This is a genomic window from Prevotella sp. E13-27, from assembly GCF_023217965.1.
Lineage (GTDB): Bacteria > Bacteroidota > Bacteroidia > Bacteroidales > Bacteroidaceae > Prevotella.
This window is the reverse complement of sequence record NZ_JALPSC010000002.1, coordinates 1467390-1483699: the sequence shown is the minus strand read 5'-3', so window position 1 is coordinate 1483699 and position 16310 is coordinate 1467390. Positions and strand designations below refer to the sequence as shown.

General features: G+C 45.9%; 11 protein-coding genes and 1 pseudogene. 6 read left to right on the top strand and 6 right to left on the bottom strand.

What is annotated here, in order from left to right; all coding sequences use genetic code 11:
* Positions 1–53: 53 nt before the first annotated feature.
* The 5 genes from dnaN to recN are packed head-to-tail and all read left to right on the top strand — an operon-like array spanning position 54 to position 5844.
* A complete protein-coding gene (gene dnaN / locus M1L52_RS15295) occupies positions 54–1178 on the top strand; it encodes a DNA polymerase III subunit beta (RefSeq protein WP_248615887.1) in 1125 nt (374 codons plus the stop codon).
* A 2-nt stretch (positions 1179–1180) separates the two neighbouring features.
* The gene (locus M1L52_RS15290; protein ID WP_248615886.1) at positions 1181–2053 is read left to right on the top strand and encodes a 3'-5' exonuclease; all 873 of its coding nucleotides are present in this window, start codon (positions 1181–1183) and stop codon (positions 2051–2053) included.
* 1 nt (position 2054) lies between these two features.
* Positions 2055–3245, top strand: coding sequence for a bifunctional phosphopantothenoylcysteine decarboxylase/phosphopantothenate--cysteine ligase CoaBC (coaBC, locus tag M1L52_RS15285; RefSeq protein ID WP_248615885.1), 1191 nt, complete (start codon positions 2055–2057; stop codon positions 3243–3245).
* Positions 3246–3257: 12 nt separating this feature from the next.
* Positions 3258–4166: a DUF4835 family protein gene (locus M1L52_RS15280; RefSeq protein WP_248615884.1), complete on the top strand. Its 909-nt coding sequence runs from the start codon at positions 3258–3260 to the stop codon at positions 4164–4166.
* Between the two features lie 19 nt (positions 4167–4185).
* Positions 4186–5844, top strand: coding sequence for a DNA repair protein RecN (gene recN, locus M1L52_RS15275; protein ID WP_248615883.1), 1659 nt, complete (start codon positions 4186–4188; stop codon positions 5842–5844).
* A gap of 170 nt (positions 5845–6014) precedes the next feature.
* Here recN and M1L52_RS15270 read toward each other — a convergent pair.
* From M1L52_RS15270 to M1L52_RS15245, 6 genes and pseudogenes are all read right to left on the bottom strand, one after another.
* Positions 6015–6443: pseudogene (locus tag M1L52_RS15270) on the bottom strand (MgtC/SapB family protein); the annotation flags it as partial.
* Positions 6444–6472: 29 nt separating this feature from the next.
* A complete protein-coding gene (locus tag M1L52_RS15265) occupies positions 6473–7624 on the bottom strand; it encodes a sodium ion-translocating decarboxylase subunit beta (RefSeq protein ID WP_248615882.1) in 1152 nt (383 codons plus the stop codon).
* Between the two features lie 42 nt (positions 7625–7666).
* The gene (locus tag M1L52_RS15260) at positions 7667–8146 is read right to left on the bottom strand and encodes an acetyl-CoA carboxylase biotin carboxyl carrier protein subunit (protein WP_248615881.1); all 480 of its coding nucleotides are present in this window, start codon (positions 8144–8146) and stop codon (positions 7667–7669) included.
* 14 nt (positions 8147–8160) lie between these two features.
* The gene (locus tag M1L52_RS15255; RefSeq protein ID WP_248615880.1) at positions 8161–9183 is read right to left on the bottom strand and encodes an OadG family protein; all 1023 of its coding nucleotides are present in this window, start codon (positions 9181–9183) and stop codon (positions 8161–8163) included.
* Between the two features lie 111 nt (positions 9184–9294).
* On the bottom strand, positions 9295–10986 hold the full coding sequence (locus M1L52_RS15250) for a putative transporter (RefSeq protein ID WP_248615879.1): 1692 nt from the start codon (positions 10984–10986) through the stop codon (positions 9295–9297).
* A 2-nt stretch (positions 10987–10988) separates the two neighbouring features.
* Positions 10989–13697, bottom strand: coding sequence for a valine--tRNA ligase (locus tag M1L52_RS15245; RefSeq protein ID WP_248615878.1), 2709 nt, complete (start codon positions 13695–13697; stop codon positions 10989–10991).
* A gap of 121 nt (positions 13698–13818) precedes the next feature.
* Between M1L52_RS15245 and M1L52_RS15240 the strand changes: the two genes are divergently transcribed.
* On the top strand, positions 13819–16308 hold the full coding sequence (locus M1L52_RS15240; RefSeq protein WP_248615877.1) for an FtsK/SpoIIIE family DNA translocase: 2490 nt from the start codon (positions 13819–13821) through the stop codon (positions 16306–16308).
* The last annotated feature ends 2 nt before the right edge of the window (positions 16309–16310 follow it).

The window sequence follows — 16310 nt, the reverse complement described above, 5'->3', positions numbered from 1 at the left end:
TTAAATTAGTATTTTTGTACTCCAAATACAGAAAACAAATTATCAAGAATATTATGAAATTTACAGTTTCAAGTACCGCACTTAGCAATCGCCTTGTTGCTTTATCTCGAGTTATTAACAGTAAAAATTCTTTGCCTATACTTGGTGACTTCCTTTTTGAAGTCCAGGATGGTAGATTGAATCTTACGGCATCTGATAGTGAGGTGATGATGAAAACCTCAATGGAACTTAACGAAGCTGACAGCGATGGTCGCTTCTGCGTTGGTAACCATGACCTTCTCGAAGCGGTGAAGGGCATTTCAGAGCAGCCTATCACATTTGACGTGAATCAAGGTGAGAATATTGCTCGTATAAGCTATCAGAATGGTATGTTCTCTCTGCCAATAGAAAATGCTGATGAGTTCCCACAGAGTCAGCAGGTTAGTGAGAGCGCAACAACCATCAATATCAGCTCACAAATGCTTGCCGATAACATTAACCGTTCAATCTTCGCAACGGCTCAGGATGAACTTCGTCCTGTTATGAATGGTATCTACTTTGATCTCACTCCTGATTGCCTTGCAGTTGTGGCAAGCGATGGACATAAATTGGTGCGTAATAAGATCTTCTCTGTAAAAAGCGATGTGCCAGCAGCATTCATACTGCCTAAGAAGCCTGCTTCTCTTTTGAAGAGCGTGCTCAGCAAGAATGGTGGTGATGTGGTAATTCGCTTCGACGAGCGCAATGCTGAAATTAATTTCGAGGACGGACTGATTGTATGCCGCCTAATTGAAGGACGTTATCCTAACTACAATTCTGTTATCCCTCAGAGCAATCCTAACCAACTTACTGTTGACCGTGTGGCTCTGCTTTCAGCACTTCGTCGTGTCCAGCCTTTCTCTAACGATTCAAGTAACCTCATTCGTTTCCACGTTGAGAATGGTACATTGCAGCTTGACGCGGAAGACTATGACTTCTCAAAGACTGCTACTGAGCGCATGGCATGTGACTATAATGGCATGACAATGAGCATAGGTTTCAAGGGATCTTCGTTTATTGAAATACTCAGTAATTTCGATTGTGAGCAGGTCGTAATACAATTGGCAGACCCAAGCCGTGCCGGATTGGTTATTCCTTCTGAGCAACCTGAGAATCAGGATGTGCTCATGCTGATGATGCCAATGTTGATAAACGATTAAAAATGAAATTAAATCTTGTGAAACCGTTGGTCATCTTCGATTTGGAGACGACGGGTCTTGATTTGGTTAAGGACCGAATCATACAGATATCATATATTAAGGTGTTTCCTGACGGCCATGAAGAGCGTGGTAACCACATCATTAATCCTGAGCAGTATATATTGCCTGTAATAACAGAGTTGACTGGTATCAGTAATGATGATGTGAAGGATCAGCCAACGTTCAAACAAATGGCAAAGAAGCTTGCCGACATCTTCAGTGGTAGCGATATAGCAGGCTTTAATTCAAACCATTTCGATGTACCCCTGTTGGCAGAGGAGTTCTTGCGTGCAGGTGTTGACTTCGACTTTTCAAAGTGTCGTCTTATAGATGCTCAGACAATATTCCATAAACTTGAGCGCCGTAACCTTGCTGCTGCTTATAAGTTCTACTGTGGCCGTAAGATGGAGGATGACTTCGAGGCTCACCGTGCCGATCAGGATACGGAAGCAACCTATCGTGTGTTGATGGGTGAGTTGGACCACTACACTGAGGAGAGACAGCGAGAACTGGGAGAGAATCCTGAAGGACGTGTGCTGAAGAACGATATTGAATTCCTTGCAGATTTTTCAAAGGTTAACCAGAATGTGGATTTCGCAGGACGTATCGTCTGGGGTGAAGCAAAGGATTCTAATGGCAATGTGGTGCTTGATGAGGCAGGGAAACCTGTTATGGTGGAGTATTTCAACTTTGGTAAGCATAAGGGAAAAACTGTTGCAGACGTGTTGAGATATGATCCAGGCTACTATGGATGGATGTTATCAGGAGATTTTACCTATAACACAAAACAGGTGCTGACCAGAATCCGTTTACGTGAGGCACAGAAAATGAAATAATATGCTCAGAGGGAAGAAGATCGTTTTAGGTATTACTGGCTCTATAGCTGCCTATAAGGCGTGTCTCATCATTCGTGGACTGATAAAGGCTGGGGCAGAGGTGCAGGTGGTGATTACCCCTGCGGGAAAAGAGTTTATAACCCCTATAACACTTTCTGCACTTACTCATAAACCAGTCATCAGCGAGTTCTTCTCTCAGCGTGACGGCACGTGGAATAGCCATGTTGATTTGGGATTATGGGCTGATGCTATGCTTATAGCTCCTTGCACGGCTTCAACTCTTGGCAAGATGGCTAATGGTGTGGCTGACAATATGCTCATTACGACCTATCTCTCTATGAAGGCTCCTGTTTTCATTGCTCCTGCTATGGATCTTGACATGTATGCCCATCCTTCAACGCAGGCAAACATGGAGCGTCTGGCTTCTTTTGGAAATCACTTCATAGAGGCAGAGAGCGGCTTCCTTGCCAGCGGATTGGAAGGTAAGGGACGTATGGCTGAACCTGAACATATAGTAGCGGCTCTTGACGAGTTTTTTGAACCAAAAGACCTTGTCGGAAAAAATATCCTGTTGACAGCAGGACCAACATACGAGAAGATAGATCCGGTACGTTTTGTAGGAAACTACAGCAGTGGTAAGATGGGCTTCGCCCTCGCAGAGGAATGTGCTCGTCGTGGTGCTGATGTGACGTTGGTTGCCGGTCCTGTTTCGCTGAAATCTTCACATCCTCGCATCCATCGTGTTAATGTGGAGAGTGCTCAGGAAATGTACAATGCTGCCGTGAACGCATTCCCTCAAATGGATGCTGCCATTCTTTGTGCTGCTGTCGCTGATTTCCGTCCTGAAAGCGTAGCGGAAGAGAAAATCAAGAGGGTTGGACAGACAATGGATATTCATCTTGTGCCCAATCCCGATATTGCAGCTGAGCTTGGCATGATGAAACGCTCAAACCAAAAGCTTGTTGGATTCGCTCTCGAAACAAACGACGAGGAACAGAATGCCCAAAATAAACTTGAGAAGAAGAACTTTGATTTCATCGTTCTTAACTCACTGCGTAACGAGGGTACATGCTTCAAGAGCGACGAAAACCAGATTTCAATTATATCACATACTGGTCGTAAAGACTATGAGAAGAAACCTAAAAATGAGGTGGCTCGTGATATTATTGATGAGCTGGCAAGCATGAAATAAATTTCTTTCTTAATGAAGCGACTTCTCTCCATATCATTATTGCTGCTACTTTTCGCGACTTGTATGCAGGCACAGGAACTGGTGGTAAAGATAAACATTAACCATCAGCAAATTCAAGGTACCGATGCCTCTGTCTTCGATAATCTGCAGAAGACGATGGAACAGTTCGTTAACGAGCGACAGTGGACCGCTTTGCAGTTCCAGCAGAACGAACGTATATCATGTACGTTTAATCTTACTGTAACGAAATACGATGCCAGCTCTAACCGTTTTGCGTGTACTGCGCTGATCCAGGCCAATCGTCCTGTCTATAACTCTGCATATACGACAACACTTTACAACAATCGTGATAAGAACTTTGACTTTGAGTTTGCACAGTTCGACCAACTGAACTTCAATCAGGAGGATTATGTTGATAATCAGTTGGTGGCGCTTTTAGCGTATTATGCATATCTTATCATAGGACTCGATCTGGATAGTTTCTCACCTATGGGAGGAACGGATGTACTGCAGCGCTGTATGAACCTTGTAAACAATGCACAGAATCTGGACTTCCCCGGATGGAAGTCATTTGAGGACTCACGTAACCGCTTTGCTATCATCAATGACTATCTTGACGAGGCAATGAAACCATTCCGACAGTTGCAATATGACTACTATCGTAAGGGTTTGGACGAGATGGCGCAAAACGTGGAACGTGGACGCACCAATGTCACGACTGCACTTGAGAACTGTCTGAAAAAAGCTCATGAAGATAAACCACTGAGTCTATTGCCCCAGATTTGGACTGACTACAAGAAAGATGAGTTGGCAAATATCTACAAAGGTAAAGGAACTCAGAAGGAAAAACAGACTGTTTATGACATCCTTCTTGGTCTTAATGCATCGCAGAACACTACGTGGGAAAAGATTAGGCAATAGTTGTTGAGAGAGTTCGTTTATGTTAAAGCATTTATATATTAAAAACTATACGCTCATTGAGGAACTTGACATAGAGTTCTGCAAGGGCTTTTCTGTTATCACAGGTGAGACTGGTGCTGGAAAAAGCATCATTCTTGGAGCAATAGGTCTGCTTTTAGGACAGCGTGCTGACTCCAAAGCCATAAAAGCTGGTTCTGATAAGTGTGTCATAGAGGCACATTTCGACCTCTCGCGCTATGCTATGGATGATTTCTTTGTGCAGAACGACATTGAACAGGATGCGGAAGACACTATTTTGAGACGCGAGCTTACTGCTTCTGGAAAGAGCCGTGCTTTTATCAACGACACTCCTGTCGCATTGTCGCTGATGAAGGAGCTTGGCGAGAGCTTGGTAGATGTACACTCGCAGCATCAGAATCTGCTGTTAAATAAGCAGGACTTTCAACTTGAGGTTGTTGATATTATAGCTCGTGACTCAGCAGACCTGGAGGCTTATCAGAAATCATATGCTGCTTATCAGGAGGCAGAACAGAATCTCAGAACCCTTGAAAAAGAGATAGAACAAAGCCGTCGGGAAGCAGATTTCCTCCAGTTCCAGTACGATGAGTTGTCTGCTGCTAAGTTGAATGCAGGTGAGCAGCAGAAATTGGAAGACCAAAGCGAGACGATGAGTCACGCAGAAGAGATAAAACAAGCTCTCTACGATGCTGAAAACTATTTCGACGGTGAAGAGGGTGGGGCATTGTCATTGCTTCGTAATGCGACTTCGTCACTTCATTCTATTGGACGAGTATTTGCATCTTCTGAAGAATTAGCAGAACGTGTGAATAGTTGTTATATTGAACTGAAGGATGTGGCTGCAGAGGTGAACAGCCTTCTGTCAAAGGTTGACTTTGACCCAGCAGAGCTTGACGCTGTGAATGCTCGTCTTGACCGTATCTATGAGCTACAGAAAAAATATCATGTAACGACTGTTGAAGAGCTTCTTGAGTTAGAAGAACAGATTGGGAAAAAACTATCTAACATCGAGAACAGCGATGAGAACATAGCAGAGCAACGCAAGAAACTCGCAGAACTTCAGGATAAGTGTCAGCAGCTTGCTGACAAACTATCCTCAAAGCGTGTGAAAGCTGCTCGTGAAGTGGAGAAACAGATGCGTGAACGACTTGTACCCCTTGGAATGCCGAATGTTCGCTTCGAGGTGGCTTTGACGAAAGAGCAGCTTGGCCGTAACGGACAGGATAAGGTGTCGTTCCTCTTCAGTGCCAATACTTCGACAGTACTTCAGCCTGTTTCCCAGGTGGCATCGGGTGGCGAGATAGCACGCGTTATGTTAGCCCTGAAAGCGATGATTAGCGGTGCGGTGAAACTGCCGACAATAATATTCGATGAGATAGACACCGGTGTCAGTGGAAAAATTGCTGAGCAGATGGCACAGATAATGCATGAAATGGGACAGCAAGACCGACAGGTAATAAGCATAACTCATCTGCCACAGATAGCAGCCCTTGGGGCCCATCACTATAAGGTGTATAAGGAGGAAACGGCTAATGGCACCGTCAGTCATATGCAGAAACTCTCGTCAGACGAACGTGTCACTGAGATTGCACAGATGCTCAGTGGCAGTGATGTCAGCGATGCAGCTATAGCCAATGCACGTCAACTATTGCGACTGTGATAGTTGTGGTTTTTTAGATTAAAACTCTTACTTGAAGTTCTATGTTCTACAGATTCTTAGTATCGTTTTATATCATTGTCAGACTGTGCAGTTGGCTATTTAGATTGTTCTGTGCTGCTGTCAGAATTCTCATCCGCATCATAACTTTCGTGTGGCGTATGCTTAAAAATATGGTGATGAATGAAATTCATCGCCTCAAGGCACACAATAACCATCGCCGTTGAGGCGGCAGCAACAGTATACATGCCTGTGGCGGCTGTCATGCCTATGGCTGACGTTACCCACAGGCCTGCCGCCGTGGTAAGCCCCTTTACTGCATTCTTTTGGAAAATGATACATCCGGCACCAATAAAACCGATTCCGCTAACCACCTGTGCAGCCATACGGGCCGGGTCGCGCTGAATGATTACTCCTGGTTGAGCCACGAAGCTATCAAATCCATGCATTGAGAGTATCATAAAAAGTGCACTCCCAAGTCCTACAAGAAAGTGGGTACGGAATCCAGCTTCCTTCGAACGATATTCACGTTCAAAACCGATGGCTCCTCCAAGCAAAGCTGCTACGAAGATGCTCAATAAGTAATCTGCCGTTCCTGTCATAGTTTTTATTTTTTTTCGTTTCTGTAATATTACGAAAGGAATCCGAGTATGGCACCTGCAGCAACAGCAGAGCCAATGACACCTGCAACATTCGGACCCATGGCATGCATGAGCAGGAAGTTGTGACGGTCGTACTCTTGACCGAGGTTATTTGATATGCGTGCAGCCATAGGAACAGCACTTACACCTGCATTACCAATCAGAGGGTTAATCTTCTCGTCTTTTGGCAAGAATAGATTCATCAACTTCACAAAGCATACGCCACTTGCTGTTGCCACAGCAAATGCAAAAGCACCGATAGCGAAGATAAACACGGTGTTGAGAGTAAGGAACTCAGATGCCTGGGTAGAGCAACCAACGGTGAGACCGAGCAACATCACGACAATATCGTTGAGGGCTGCGCCAGCAGTCTTTGCCAGACGTGTGGTCTTGCCGCTTTCTTTCAAAAGATTGCCGAAGAATAACATGCCGAGCAAGGGCAGACCTGACGGAACGATGAAGGTGGTGAGCAACAGACCGATGATGGGGAAGAGAATACGTTCCTTCTGGCTTACCTCACGGCTTGCCTTCATCTTTATTGTCCGTTCCTTTTCAGTAGTGAGCAGACGCATCAATGGAGGTTGAATTAGGGGAACAAGAGCCATGTAGCTGTATGCGCATACTGCTATGGCACCCATGAGGTTGGGTGATAGCTTCGATGACAGGAAGATGGCTGTAGGACCATCAGCACCACCGATGATGGCAATGCCCGCTGCCTGATTAGGCTCGAACCCAAATAACAGAGCAAGCATATAGGCCCCGAAAATTCCGAACTGAGCTGCTGCACCTATGAGCATCAGCTTAGGGTTTGCCAGTAGGGCAGTAAAGTCTGTCATCGCTCCTATTCCGAGGAAGATGAGTGGTGGATACCATCCTTGACGCACACCCTGATAGAAGATGTTAAGTACGGAGTTGTCCTCGTAGATACCTATCTCGAGTCCCGCATCTGCACGAAACGGAATGTTACCAAGAATGATGCCAAGACCTATTGGCACGAGCAGTAGGGGCTCGAAATCTTTCTTTATGGCAAGATAGATGAACAGAGCACCTACTGCTATCATTATAATATTGCCTACTTCGGCATTAGCAAAGCCGGTGTAGGTAAGAAACTCGTTGAGGTTTTGTATAATGAATTCAAACATAAACGATAATGAATTACGCGTGATATAAAACTCACTATTGTACTATCCAATCACCAACATCACTTGGCCTTCTTTCACAGTTTCTCCAGTCTTCACTGATATTGAGGTTACTGTACCAGAATATTCTGCTTCAATGTTGTTCTGCATCTTCATTGCCTCAAGTACAAGAACAGTGTCACCAATGTTTACCTGCTGGCCTATGGCAACTTTAATGTCCGTGATAGTGCCGGGAAGTGGAGCTTTGATTTGATTGCCATTTCCTGGAGCTTCCGTTGTAGCAGCCTGCTGCGTTGTTACAACCTGCTGTGTTGTTGACTGCTGACTTGTCGATTGCTGAGTGGTCTGCTTTGGCTGTTCAATCTTGACAGTATTACCTGTAGGACGCTTGAACGCATTGATAGGCTTCTGTAGCTCAACCTCGAAGGGTATTCCGTTTACGTTGACTTTGGCGATGTTACCTTCAACCTCGGCGATTTCGACTTCATAGTCAACGCCTTGTACTTTATATTGATATTTGTTCATAGTCTTATTTGTTATTAGAAAAGTTCTGGTGTAGTTGGAATTCTTGAATAATCGTGGCTTGTTGGAGCAAACGGTTCGTGGAGTTGTGTCATCTGGCTGTATTCATCGTCCCAGTTAGTGTCTTTGGGCTTGATGGTGATGACGCCACTCTCTATATCGTGTACATCTTCTTCATATTGTCTGAGAGCCATTCCTATGACTGCCATGTACACTTCAATGTCCTTGCCTTTCATCTTGAAACCGTCCTGAAGGATGTTTCCTGTAGTGTGGGCTATCTCAATGGTCTTCTCTACAGTTTGCGTTATGGGTTTGATAGGCTGCTTGTGAGCAACTTTCTTAGCAGTCTCCATGTGTCTTGCAGCAAGACCGAAAATTGTGAAGAATATCCAAAGTAGAGCCAGGCAGAGGAATACTATTCCCATTGCCATGATGCTCATGGCAAAACCGTGTGGGTCTTCGCGTTTGAACTTTGCTATCTTGCTTTCGTTGGCTTCAATGTAGTTCTCTATGCCAGGAGTTACATTCTCAGGACTTTTAACTGCCCAACACCCATTTACGCGAGCATAGCTCTCGTTTGTGTTAAGGATGGGCACCGTTACGGAGTCTATGAGCTCCGTAGCATTGCCGTTATATAGAGCTATCCAAACAGGCTTGTCGGTAGGTACGGGTAGCGCAAGGCTTAACTTGCCTTCTGTTGGTGAAGCGTTACATAGGATGATAAGATGTTTTCGCGCCCCCATGTTTGTTCTGTCTTCGCCATTGGGGATGATTGACATGCGCTTGATTCTTTCAGGAACACTCATTTTCTTGTCAAGCACAGAGCGGTCTGTGGTTAGAAACATGCCACGAACGTTGTGTTGTGAGAACGATGTGTTGGCAAGTTCTACCCAAGCATGTCTGTTGCCGTAAGAATCCTGAATGCTGGCTGTGTTGTTCGTGAGCACTTCGCTTATAACGATGCTCTTCGAACCTTGAGCAAGTGATGTCAGTGAGGCTGAAACTAGTAAAGAGCCTAACAGAATTCTGACTTTGTTCATTTCGTTTGTATTGGTTATAGTTATATTGGCTTTTAGTTGTTATCTGTTTTATAAGCAAAGATGGTGGTTAGTTCTCATTTTGGAGAACCTAACCACCATAATTATATTATGTCAACCGCAACAGAACAATACAATGAGCTGTGCTGTAAATATGCGGAGGAACATTGCGAGAGGATATACAGTAGAGTATCCTACAGCAGGAGCTTCCTTCGTGCATATGCTGTTAGCATAGGCAAGTGCGGGGGGATCGGTATATGTACCGGCAAGCATACCTGCTATTGTGAAGTAATTGAACTTGAACTTCAGACGTGCTATCGGACCTATTATTAATATAGGTATAATAGTAATAAGGAAACCAGTCAGCACATAGAGCAGTCCGTCACCTTCTACCACTGTCGAGAAGAACGAAGCACCGGCCTTGATACCTACTGATGCAAGGAATAGTACAAGTCCTATTTCGCGTAGCATCATGTTTGCTGATGTAGAAGTATAAGTCACGAGATGAATCTTGTAACCATAGCGACCAATTAGGATTGCTATGATGAGCGGACCACCTGCGAGACCGAGCTTTATTGGTACAGGCATTCCAGGAATTGCCAAAGGCAGTGAGCCGAAGATGAGACCCAGGATTATTCCTACGAAAATAGTAGCGATGTTAGGGTGGTCGAGACGTTTCACTGAGTTACCCATCTTCTTCGCTACGCGGTCAACAGCATCCTCTGGACCAACAACCATCACACGGTCGCCTACCTGCAGTGGCAGTGAGGCTGAAGCGAAGATATCCATTCCGTGACGAGTTACGCGGGTAACGTTGACACCATGTACGCTTGAGAAATGCATCGAAGCCAGTGTCTTTCCGTTGATTTCCGGATTGGTTACGAGAATACGCTTCGAAACGAGTGGCTGGTCTTGCTGCTCAAAGTCGATGTCGAGTTTTGGACCGATGAAGGCAGTAATAGCCTCCTGGTCTGCTTCTGCACAAACGATGAGCATCTGGTCGCCTAAATGAAATAATGTGTTTCGGTTAGGGATGCAAAGCTCTCCGTTGTGTACGAGACGTGATACAACAAAGTCGCGATTCAGGAAGTCGTGAACCTGTAATAGCGTCTTGCCCTCAAGATACTTGTTCGATACCTCAAGGTGCATCTTGTAAGGCTTCTTGTTGGCTTTGCCGCTTTCCGTCTCATTCAGTTTCTCTTCTTCTTCTTCAAGTTTAATCTTACAGAGGAAGCGTACGAGAATTGTTGCACCGATGATACCAACGACACCAAGAGGATATGCACAAGCGTAAGCTGATGCAATCTGAGGCACACTGCCATTGAAGATATTGCTCATGGAGCTAAGTGCTTCGTTTGCAGCACCGAGACCAGGTGTGTTCGTTACAGCGCCATAGAGCGTACCTACCATCATGGGGAGGTTTGCAATGTTCGTTGTGTCAAAGAATATGAAGTAGCAAGCGAACATCACAATTATGTTAAGCAGTATGGCTGAGGCTGCAAGTCCGTTAAGCTTGATGCCTGCCGTTCCAAAGCTTTCAAAGAAGCCAGGACCTACCTGCAAACCGATCATGAACACAAAGAGGATAAGTCCGAAATCCTGTACGAAGGTAAGTATTGGGGTAGGGGCTGTGAATCCGATATGACCTGCTACAATGCCAGCAAACAGGACGAAGGTCACTCCAAGGGAAATACCTCCAATCTTGATCTTGCCAAGATAGACACCTACTGCAATCACTACTGCATAGAGCAATGCAATGTGGGCTACCGATTCAGTATTAGTGAATAGATTAACTAACCATTCCATATTTACTTGCTATTTTTTAATGCTTTAATTGATTCTACCAAGGTGGCAATCTTTTCTTCTGCATCAGCCTGTTTCTTGCGTTCCATTGCAACAACGGCTTCAGGAGCATTCTGTACAAAGCGTTCGTTGGAGAGCTTCTTCTTGACTGAAGCGAGGAATCCTTCGAGGTGCTCTATCTGAGCTTCCATCTTCTTTATCTCCTCCTCTGCGTCAATCATGTTGCCAAGGGGTACTGCAAACTCGTCTGTACCCACCATGAAAGCACTTGCTGTGGCATCCTTGCTTTCAACAACATCGATGCTGCTGAGGTTTGCCATCTTAAGGATTACGTCGTTGTATGACTCGAACTTGTTCTCTCCAATAACCTGCAGAGCAAGCTTTTCCTTGGGAGCGATGTTCTTTGATGAGCGTACTGTGCGAACACCTGATACAACCTGCTTCACCAACTCGATGTCTTGAGCGAGCTTGTCATCATCGGCAGTTGGAGCACTCATCACAAGGCTGTCGCGCATGATGCTCTCGCCATCCTTACGTTTGTAGATTGCCTGCCACAACTCTTCGGTGATGAAAGGCATGAACGGATGGAGCATCTTCAGCAGAGTCTCGAAGAAACGAAGTGTTGCTTCGTATGTAGTACGAGAAACAGGCTGAGCCTTTCCGTCAACATATGCGGGCTTCACCATCTCAAGATACCAAGAAGAGAACTCATCCCAGAACAACTTATATACCGTCATAAGGGCATCGCTGATGCGATACTTTGCAAAGTGGTCTTCCATCTCAGCATTTGCCTGGCGCAGTTTTGCGTCAAACCATGCGATTGCAATCTTGGCTGCCTCTGTGTTATCACATGAGTCATCGTCAGCCACCTGCCAACCCTTTACCAGTCGGAAGGCGTTCCATATTTTGTTGTTGAAGTTACGTCCCTGCTCGCAGAGTGCTTCATCGAAGAGGATATCGTTGCCAGCGGGTGCAGAAAGCATCATGCCCATACGAACACCGTCGGCACCGAACTTCTCGATAAGCTCAATGGGGTCAGGTGAGTTGCCTAATGACTTCGACATCTTGCGTCCGAGCTTATCGCGCACGATGCCAGTGAAATATACATTCTTGAATGGGAACTTACCCATATACTCCTCACCAGCCATAATCATACGTGCCACCCAGAAGAAAATGATATCTGGACCAGTCACGAGGTCTGAGGTGGGGTAGTAGTAGCTAATCTCTTCGTTGCCGGGGTTGTTAATTCCGTCGAACAGCGAAACAGGCCATAGCCATGAAGAGAACCATGTGTCGAGTGCGTCCTCATCCTGCTTCAGGTCGCTCATCTGAAGGTTGGCGTTGCCGCTCTCCTTGCGAGCCAGTTCGAGTGCTTCCTCTGCTGTCTCAGCCACTACAAACTTCTCTTCAGCATAGTAGTATGCCGGAATGCGATGACCCCACCACAACTGACGGCTTATGCACCAGTCCTGAATGTTCTCAAGCCAGTTCTTGTAGGTGTTTACGTACTTCTGCGGATAGAAGTGCATCTCACCGTTGAGCACTGGAGGAAGGGCGATGTCAGCGAAGTGTTGCATCTTGAGGAACCACTGAAGCGAGAGACGTGGCTCAATAGCTGTGTCTGGGTTGCGCTCAGAGTAGCCCACCTTGTTGGTGTAGTCCTCAATCTTCTCCATCAGTCCTGCTGCCTCAAGGTCTTTTGCTATCTGCTTGCGGCATTCGAAACGGTCCATTCCAACATAGAGTGTTGACTCGTTACTGATAGTTCCGTCAGCATTGAATATGTCGATAGTCTCAAGATTATGAGTCTTGCCCAACATGTTATCGTTCTTGTCGTGGGCAGGAGTAACCTTCAGACAGCCTGTACCGAACTCTATCTCTACATAGCGGTCTTCTATTACAGGAATCACGCGGTTCACCAAAGGCACGATGACCTTCTTGCCGCGCAGCCACTGGTTCTTCGGGTCTTTAGGGTTGATACACATTGCGGTATCACCCATGATGGTCTCAGGACGGGTTGTGGCAACAACGGCATAGTAGCCCTTCTCGTCCTTGTGGATAACGTTGCCTTCGCCTTCAGAAGTTACGGCCTCAGAATCAGCCACATAATATTTCAGGTAATAGAGCTTTGACTGCTCTTCTTTGTAAACTACTTCTTCGTCGCTTAGCGCTGTGAGAGCCTTCGGGTCCCAGTTTACCATTCTCAGACCGCGATAGATGTAACCCTTACGGTAGAGGTCAACAAAAACCTTGATTACACTCTTAGAACGCTTCTCGTCCATAGTGAATGCAGTACGGTCCCAGTCGCATGAAGCACCAAGACGGCGCAGCTGCTTGAGGATGATGCCTCCGTGCTCGTCAGTCCAGTCCCAAGCGTGCTTGAGGAACTGCTCACGAGTGAGGTCGTGCTTTTTGATGCCTTCAGCAGCAAGTTTCTTCACAACCTTTGCCTCTGTGGCAATAGAAGCGTGGTCAGTGCCAGGAACCCAGCATGCATTTTTGCCTTCCATGCGGGCACGGCGTACAAGAATATCCTGAATAGTGTTGTTCAGCATGTGGCCCATGTGTAGCACACCCGTCACGTTTGGCGGGGGAATGACGATGGTGTATGGTTGACGACCATCGGGCTTGCTTGAAAACAGCTTGTTGTCAAGCCAATACTGATACCATTTACCTTCGACCTCTTTTGGGTCGTATTTGCTAGCAATTTCCATGTTTGTTTTATTATATGCTTTTTTACAGCGTGCAAAATTACAAAAAAAAACGATAACGTGTGTGCTCAATTCATTTTTTATTACTAATTTTGCACATGAAAAAAATAATTGGTATATATTCATGGCAAGAAAGACCTTAAAAAAGACTGAAACTAAGCCTTCATTCGCCGAATCTTTAGGATTCGTCAACATATTTCATAATGAGAGAATAAACTTCTTTATTGGACTGCTATTGTTTGTTGTAGCGTTCTATTTCATTCTTTCTTTCATTTCGTTCTTTGTCACAGGTGATGCTGATCAAAGCCTGATAGAGAATCTTAGGGACGGTGAGATGAGCAACGAGGATCGTAAGTTTGGGAATTCTTGCGGTTCGCTTGGAGCCTACATCGCTTATTTCTTTGTGAAGCAGTGCTTTGGCGTTCCAGCATTCTTCATTCCAGCGTTCATGTTTATCGTTTCGCTTTACTTGATGAAAGCCTACAGGGTGAATCTCTGGAAGTGGTTCTTCACCATGTCTGTGATGATGATATGGACTTCGATAGCTTTTGCTCGTTTCCTTGCACCGCTGTTTGAAGGCAGCCATTTCAATCCTGGTGGCGATCATGGCTTCACTATGTCCAATACCATTGAGGGCTATGTGGGTACTCCTGGCTTGGTGGCAATACTCGCATTGGTGGCTTTGGCATTCCTCATCTATGTGAGTACTGAGACCATCAATCTGATAAGAAAGGCGCTTAACCCATCGAGACTGATTGACAAGATTAAGTTCAACATCGTTGATACTTCTAAGGAAGAGGTTGCACCTGAGGATAGCTATGAGCGCCAGTTGCAGACTAACGATGATATGTTCACAGACCCGGAACCAAAGGTTGTCGAGTTTGATGATTTCAAGAATAACGAGACTGAAGGCGAGGAAGAGAACAATGGCAACACGGTAGAGTTGGATGTCTATCAGCAGGTGGCTGATAAGGCTGAGCAGACCCTCACAGGCAAGGAATCTGACGATATGGGTATGGACATCGAAGTGGCAGGTAGCGAAGAGACTGCCGATGGTAGCAATACTGTGGCTGTCGTTGAAGAGAATCTCGAGCCCTATGACCCAAAGCGTGACCTTGAGTTCTATCGTTATCCCACACTTGACCTTCTTAAGACCTACGATACTGATGGAAAGCCGTCAATCGACATGGATGAGCAGAATGCCAATAAGAACCGCATCGTTGAGGTGCTTAGTAACTTTGGCATCGACATCAGCAGCATCAAGGCTACTGTAGGTCCTACCATCACTCTTTATGAGATTACCCCTGCTCAGGGCGTGAGAATCTCTAAGATTCGCAACCTTGAGGACGATATTGCCTTGAGCTTGAAGGCACTCGGCATTCGTATCATTGCTCCTATCCCAGGCAAGGGCACCATTGGTATTGAGGTGCCAAACGCCAAGGCAAACATAGTGTCTATGGAGTCGGTGCTCAACTCAAAGAAATTCCAGGAGACAACCATGGAACTTCCCTGCGCCATGGGTAAGACCATCACTAACGAAGTATTCATGTTCGACCTCGCAAAGGCTCCTCACCTTCTTGTCGCAGGTGCTACAGGTCAGGGTAAGTCTGTAGGCTTGAATGCCATCCTTACCTCTCTGCTTTATAAGAAGCATCCTGCTGAGATGAAGATTGTGCTCGTTGACCCTAAGATGGTTGAGTTCTCTGTTTACAAGAATCTGGACAAGCACTTCCTTGCAGCCCTTCCCGATGAGGCTGACAGCCCTATCATCACTGATACTTCAAAGGTGGTGCGCACCCTGCAGAGCCTCTGTGTTGAGATGGATGCCCGCTATGAACTGCTTATGGCTGCCGGTGAGCGTAACATTAAGGACTACAACCGTAAGTTCATCGCTCGTAAGCTGAATCCTGAGAAGGGACATAAGTACATGCCATACATAGTTGTGGTAATCGATGAGTATGGTGACCTAATCATGACTGCTGGCAAAGAGATAGAGCTTCCTATCGCCCGTATCGCCCAGAAGGCTCGTGCCGTAGGTATTCACATGATTATTGCTACTCAGCGTCCTACTACAAACATCATCACTGGTACCATCAAGGCAAACTTCCCTGCACGTATCGCCTTCAAGGTGTCTCAGGGCATTGACTCGAAGACCATTCTCGACCGTATGGGTGCTCAGCAGCTCATTGGCCGTGGTGATATGCTCTATCTGCAAGGCAATGACCCCATACGTGTACAGTGTGCCTTTGTCGATACTCCTGAGGTGGTGGATATTAACAACTTCATTGCTGAACAGCAGGGCTATGTAGCACCATTTGAGTTGCCAGAGCCAGCTGTTGAAGGTGGTGATGACTTTGGCGGAGGCGCGTCGGATGTAGATCTTTCTCATCTTGACCCAATGTTTGAAGACGCTGCCCGTCTCATTGTTCAGAGTGGCAGTGGTTCTACGAGTCTTATCCAGCGTAAGTTCTCTATTGGTTACAACCGTGCCGGTCGCCTGATGGATCTTCTTGAGAAAGCAGGCATCGTGGGCGCGGCTCATGGCAGCAAGCCACGCGAGGTTCTTATTCAGGACGAGATGAGCCTGGAGCAGTTGTTGAGTACACTGAGATAAAT

Bases quoted from the DNA above. Each gene is read 5' to 3' on its own strand.
- M1L52_RS15260 (WP_248615881.1), bottom strand. From the start codon at position 8,146: ATGAACAAATATCAATATAAAGTACAAGGCGTTGACTATGAAGTCGAA.
- M1L52_RS15245 (WP_248615878.1), bottom strand. From the start codon at position 13,697: ATGGAAATTGCTAGCAAATACGACCCAAAAGAGGTCGAAGGTAAATGG.
- dnaN (WP_248615887.1), top strand. From the start codon at position 54: ATGAAATTTACAGTTTCAAGTACCGCACTTAGCAATCGCCTTGTTGCT.
- coaBC (WP_248615885.1), top strand. From the start codon at position 2,055: ATGCTCAGAGGGAAGAAGATCGTTTTAGGTATTACTGGCTCTATAGCT.
- M1L52_RS15240 (WP_248615877.1), top strand. From the start codon at position 13,819: ATGGCAAGAAAGACCTTAAAAAAGACTGAAACTAAGCCTTCATTCGCC.
- M1L52_RS15290 (WP_248615886.1), top strand. From the start codon at position 1,181: ATGAAATTAAATCTTGTGAAACCGTTGGTCATCTTCGATTTGGAGACG.
- M1L52_RS15255 (WP_248615880.1), bottom strand. From the start codon at position 9,183: ATGAACAAAGTCAGAATTCTGTTAGGCTCTTTACTAGTTTCAGCCTCA.
- M1L52_RS15250 (WP_248615879.1), bottom strand. From the start codon at position 10,986: ATGGAATGGTTAGTTAATCTATTCACTAATACTGAATCGGTAGCCCAC.
- M1L52_RS15265 (WP_248615882.1), bottom strand. From the start codon at position 7,624: ATGTTTGAATTCATTATACAAAACCTCAACGAGTTTCTTACCTACACC.
- M1L52_RS15280 (WP_248615884.1), top strand. From the start codon at position 3,258: ATGAAGCGACTTCTCTCCATATCATTATTGCTGCTACTTTTCGCGACT.
- recN (WP_248615883.1), top strand. From the start codon at position 4,186: ATGTTAAAGCATTTATATATTAAAAACTATACGCTCATTGAGGAACTT.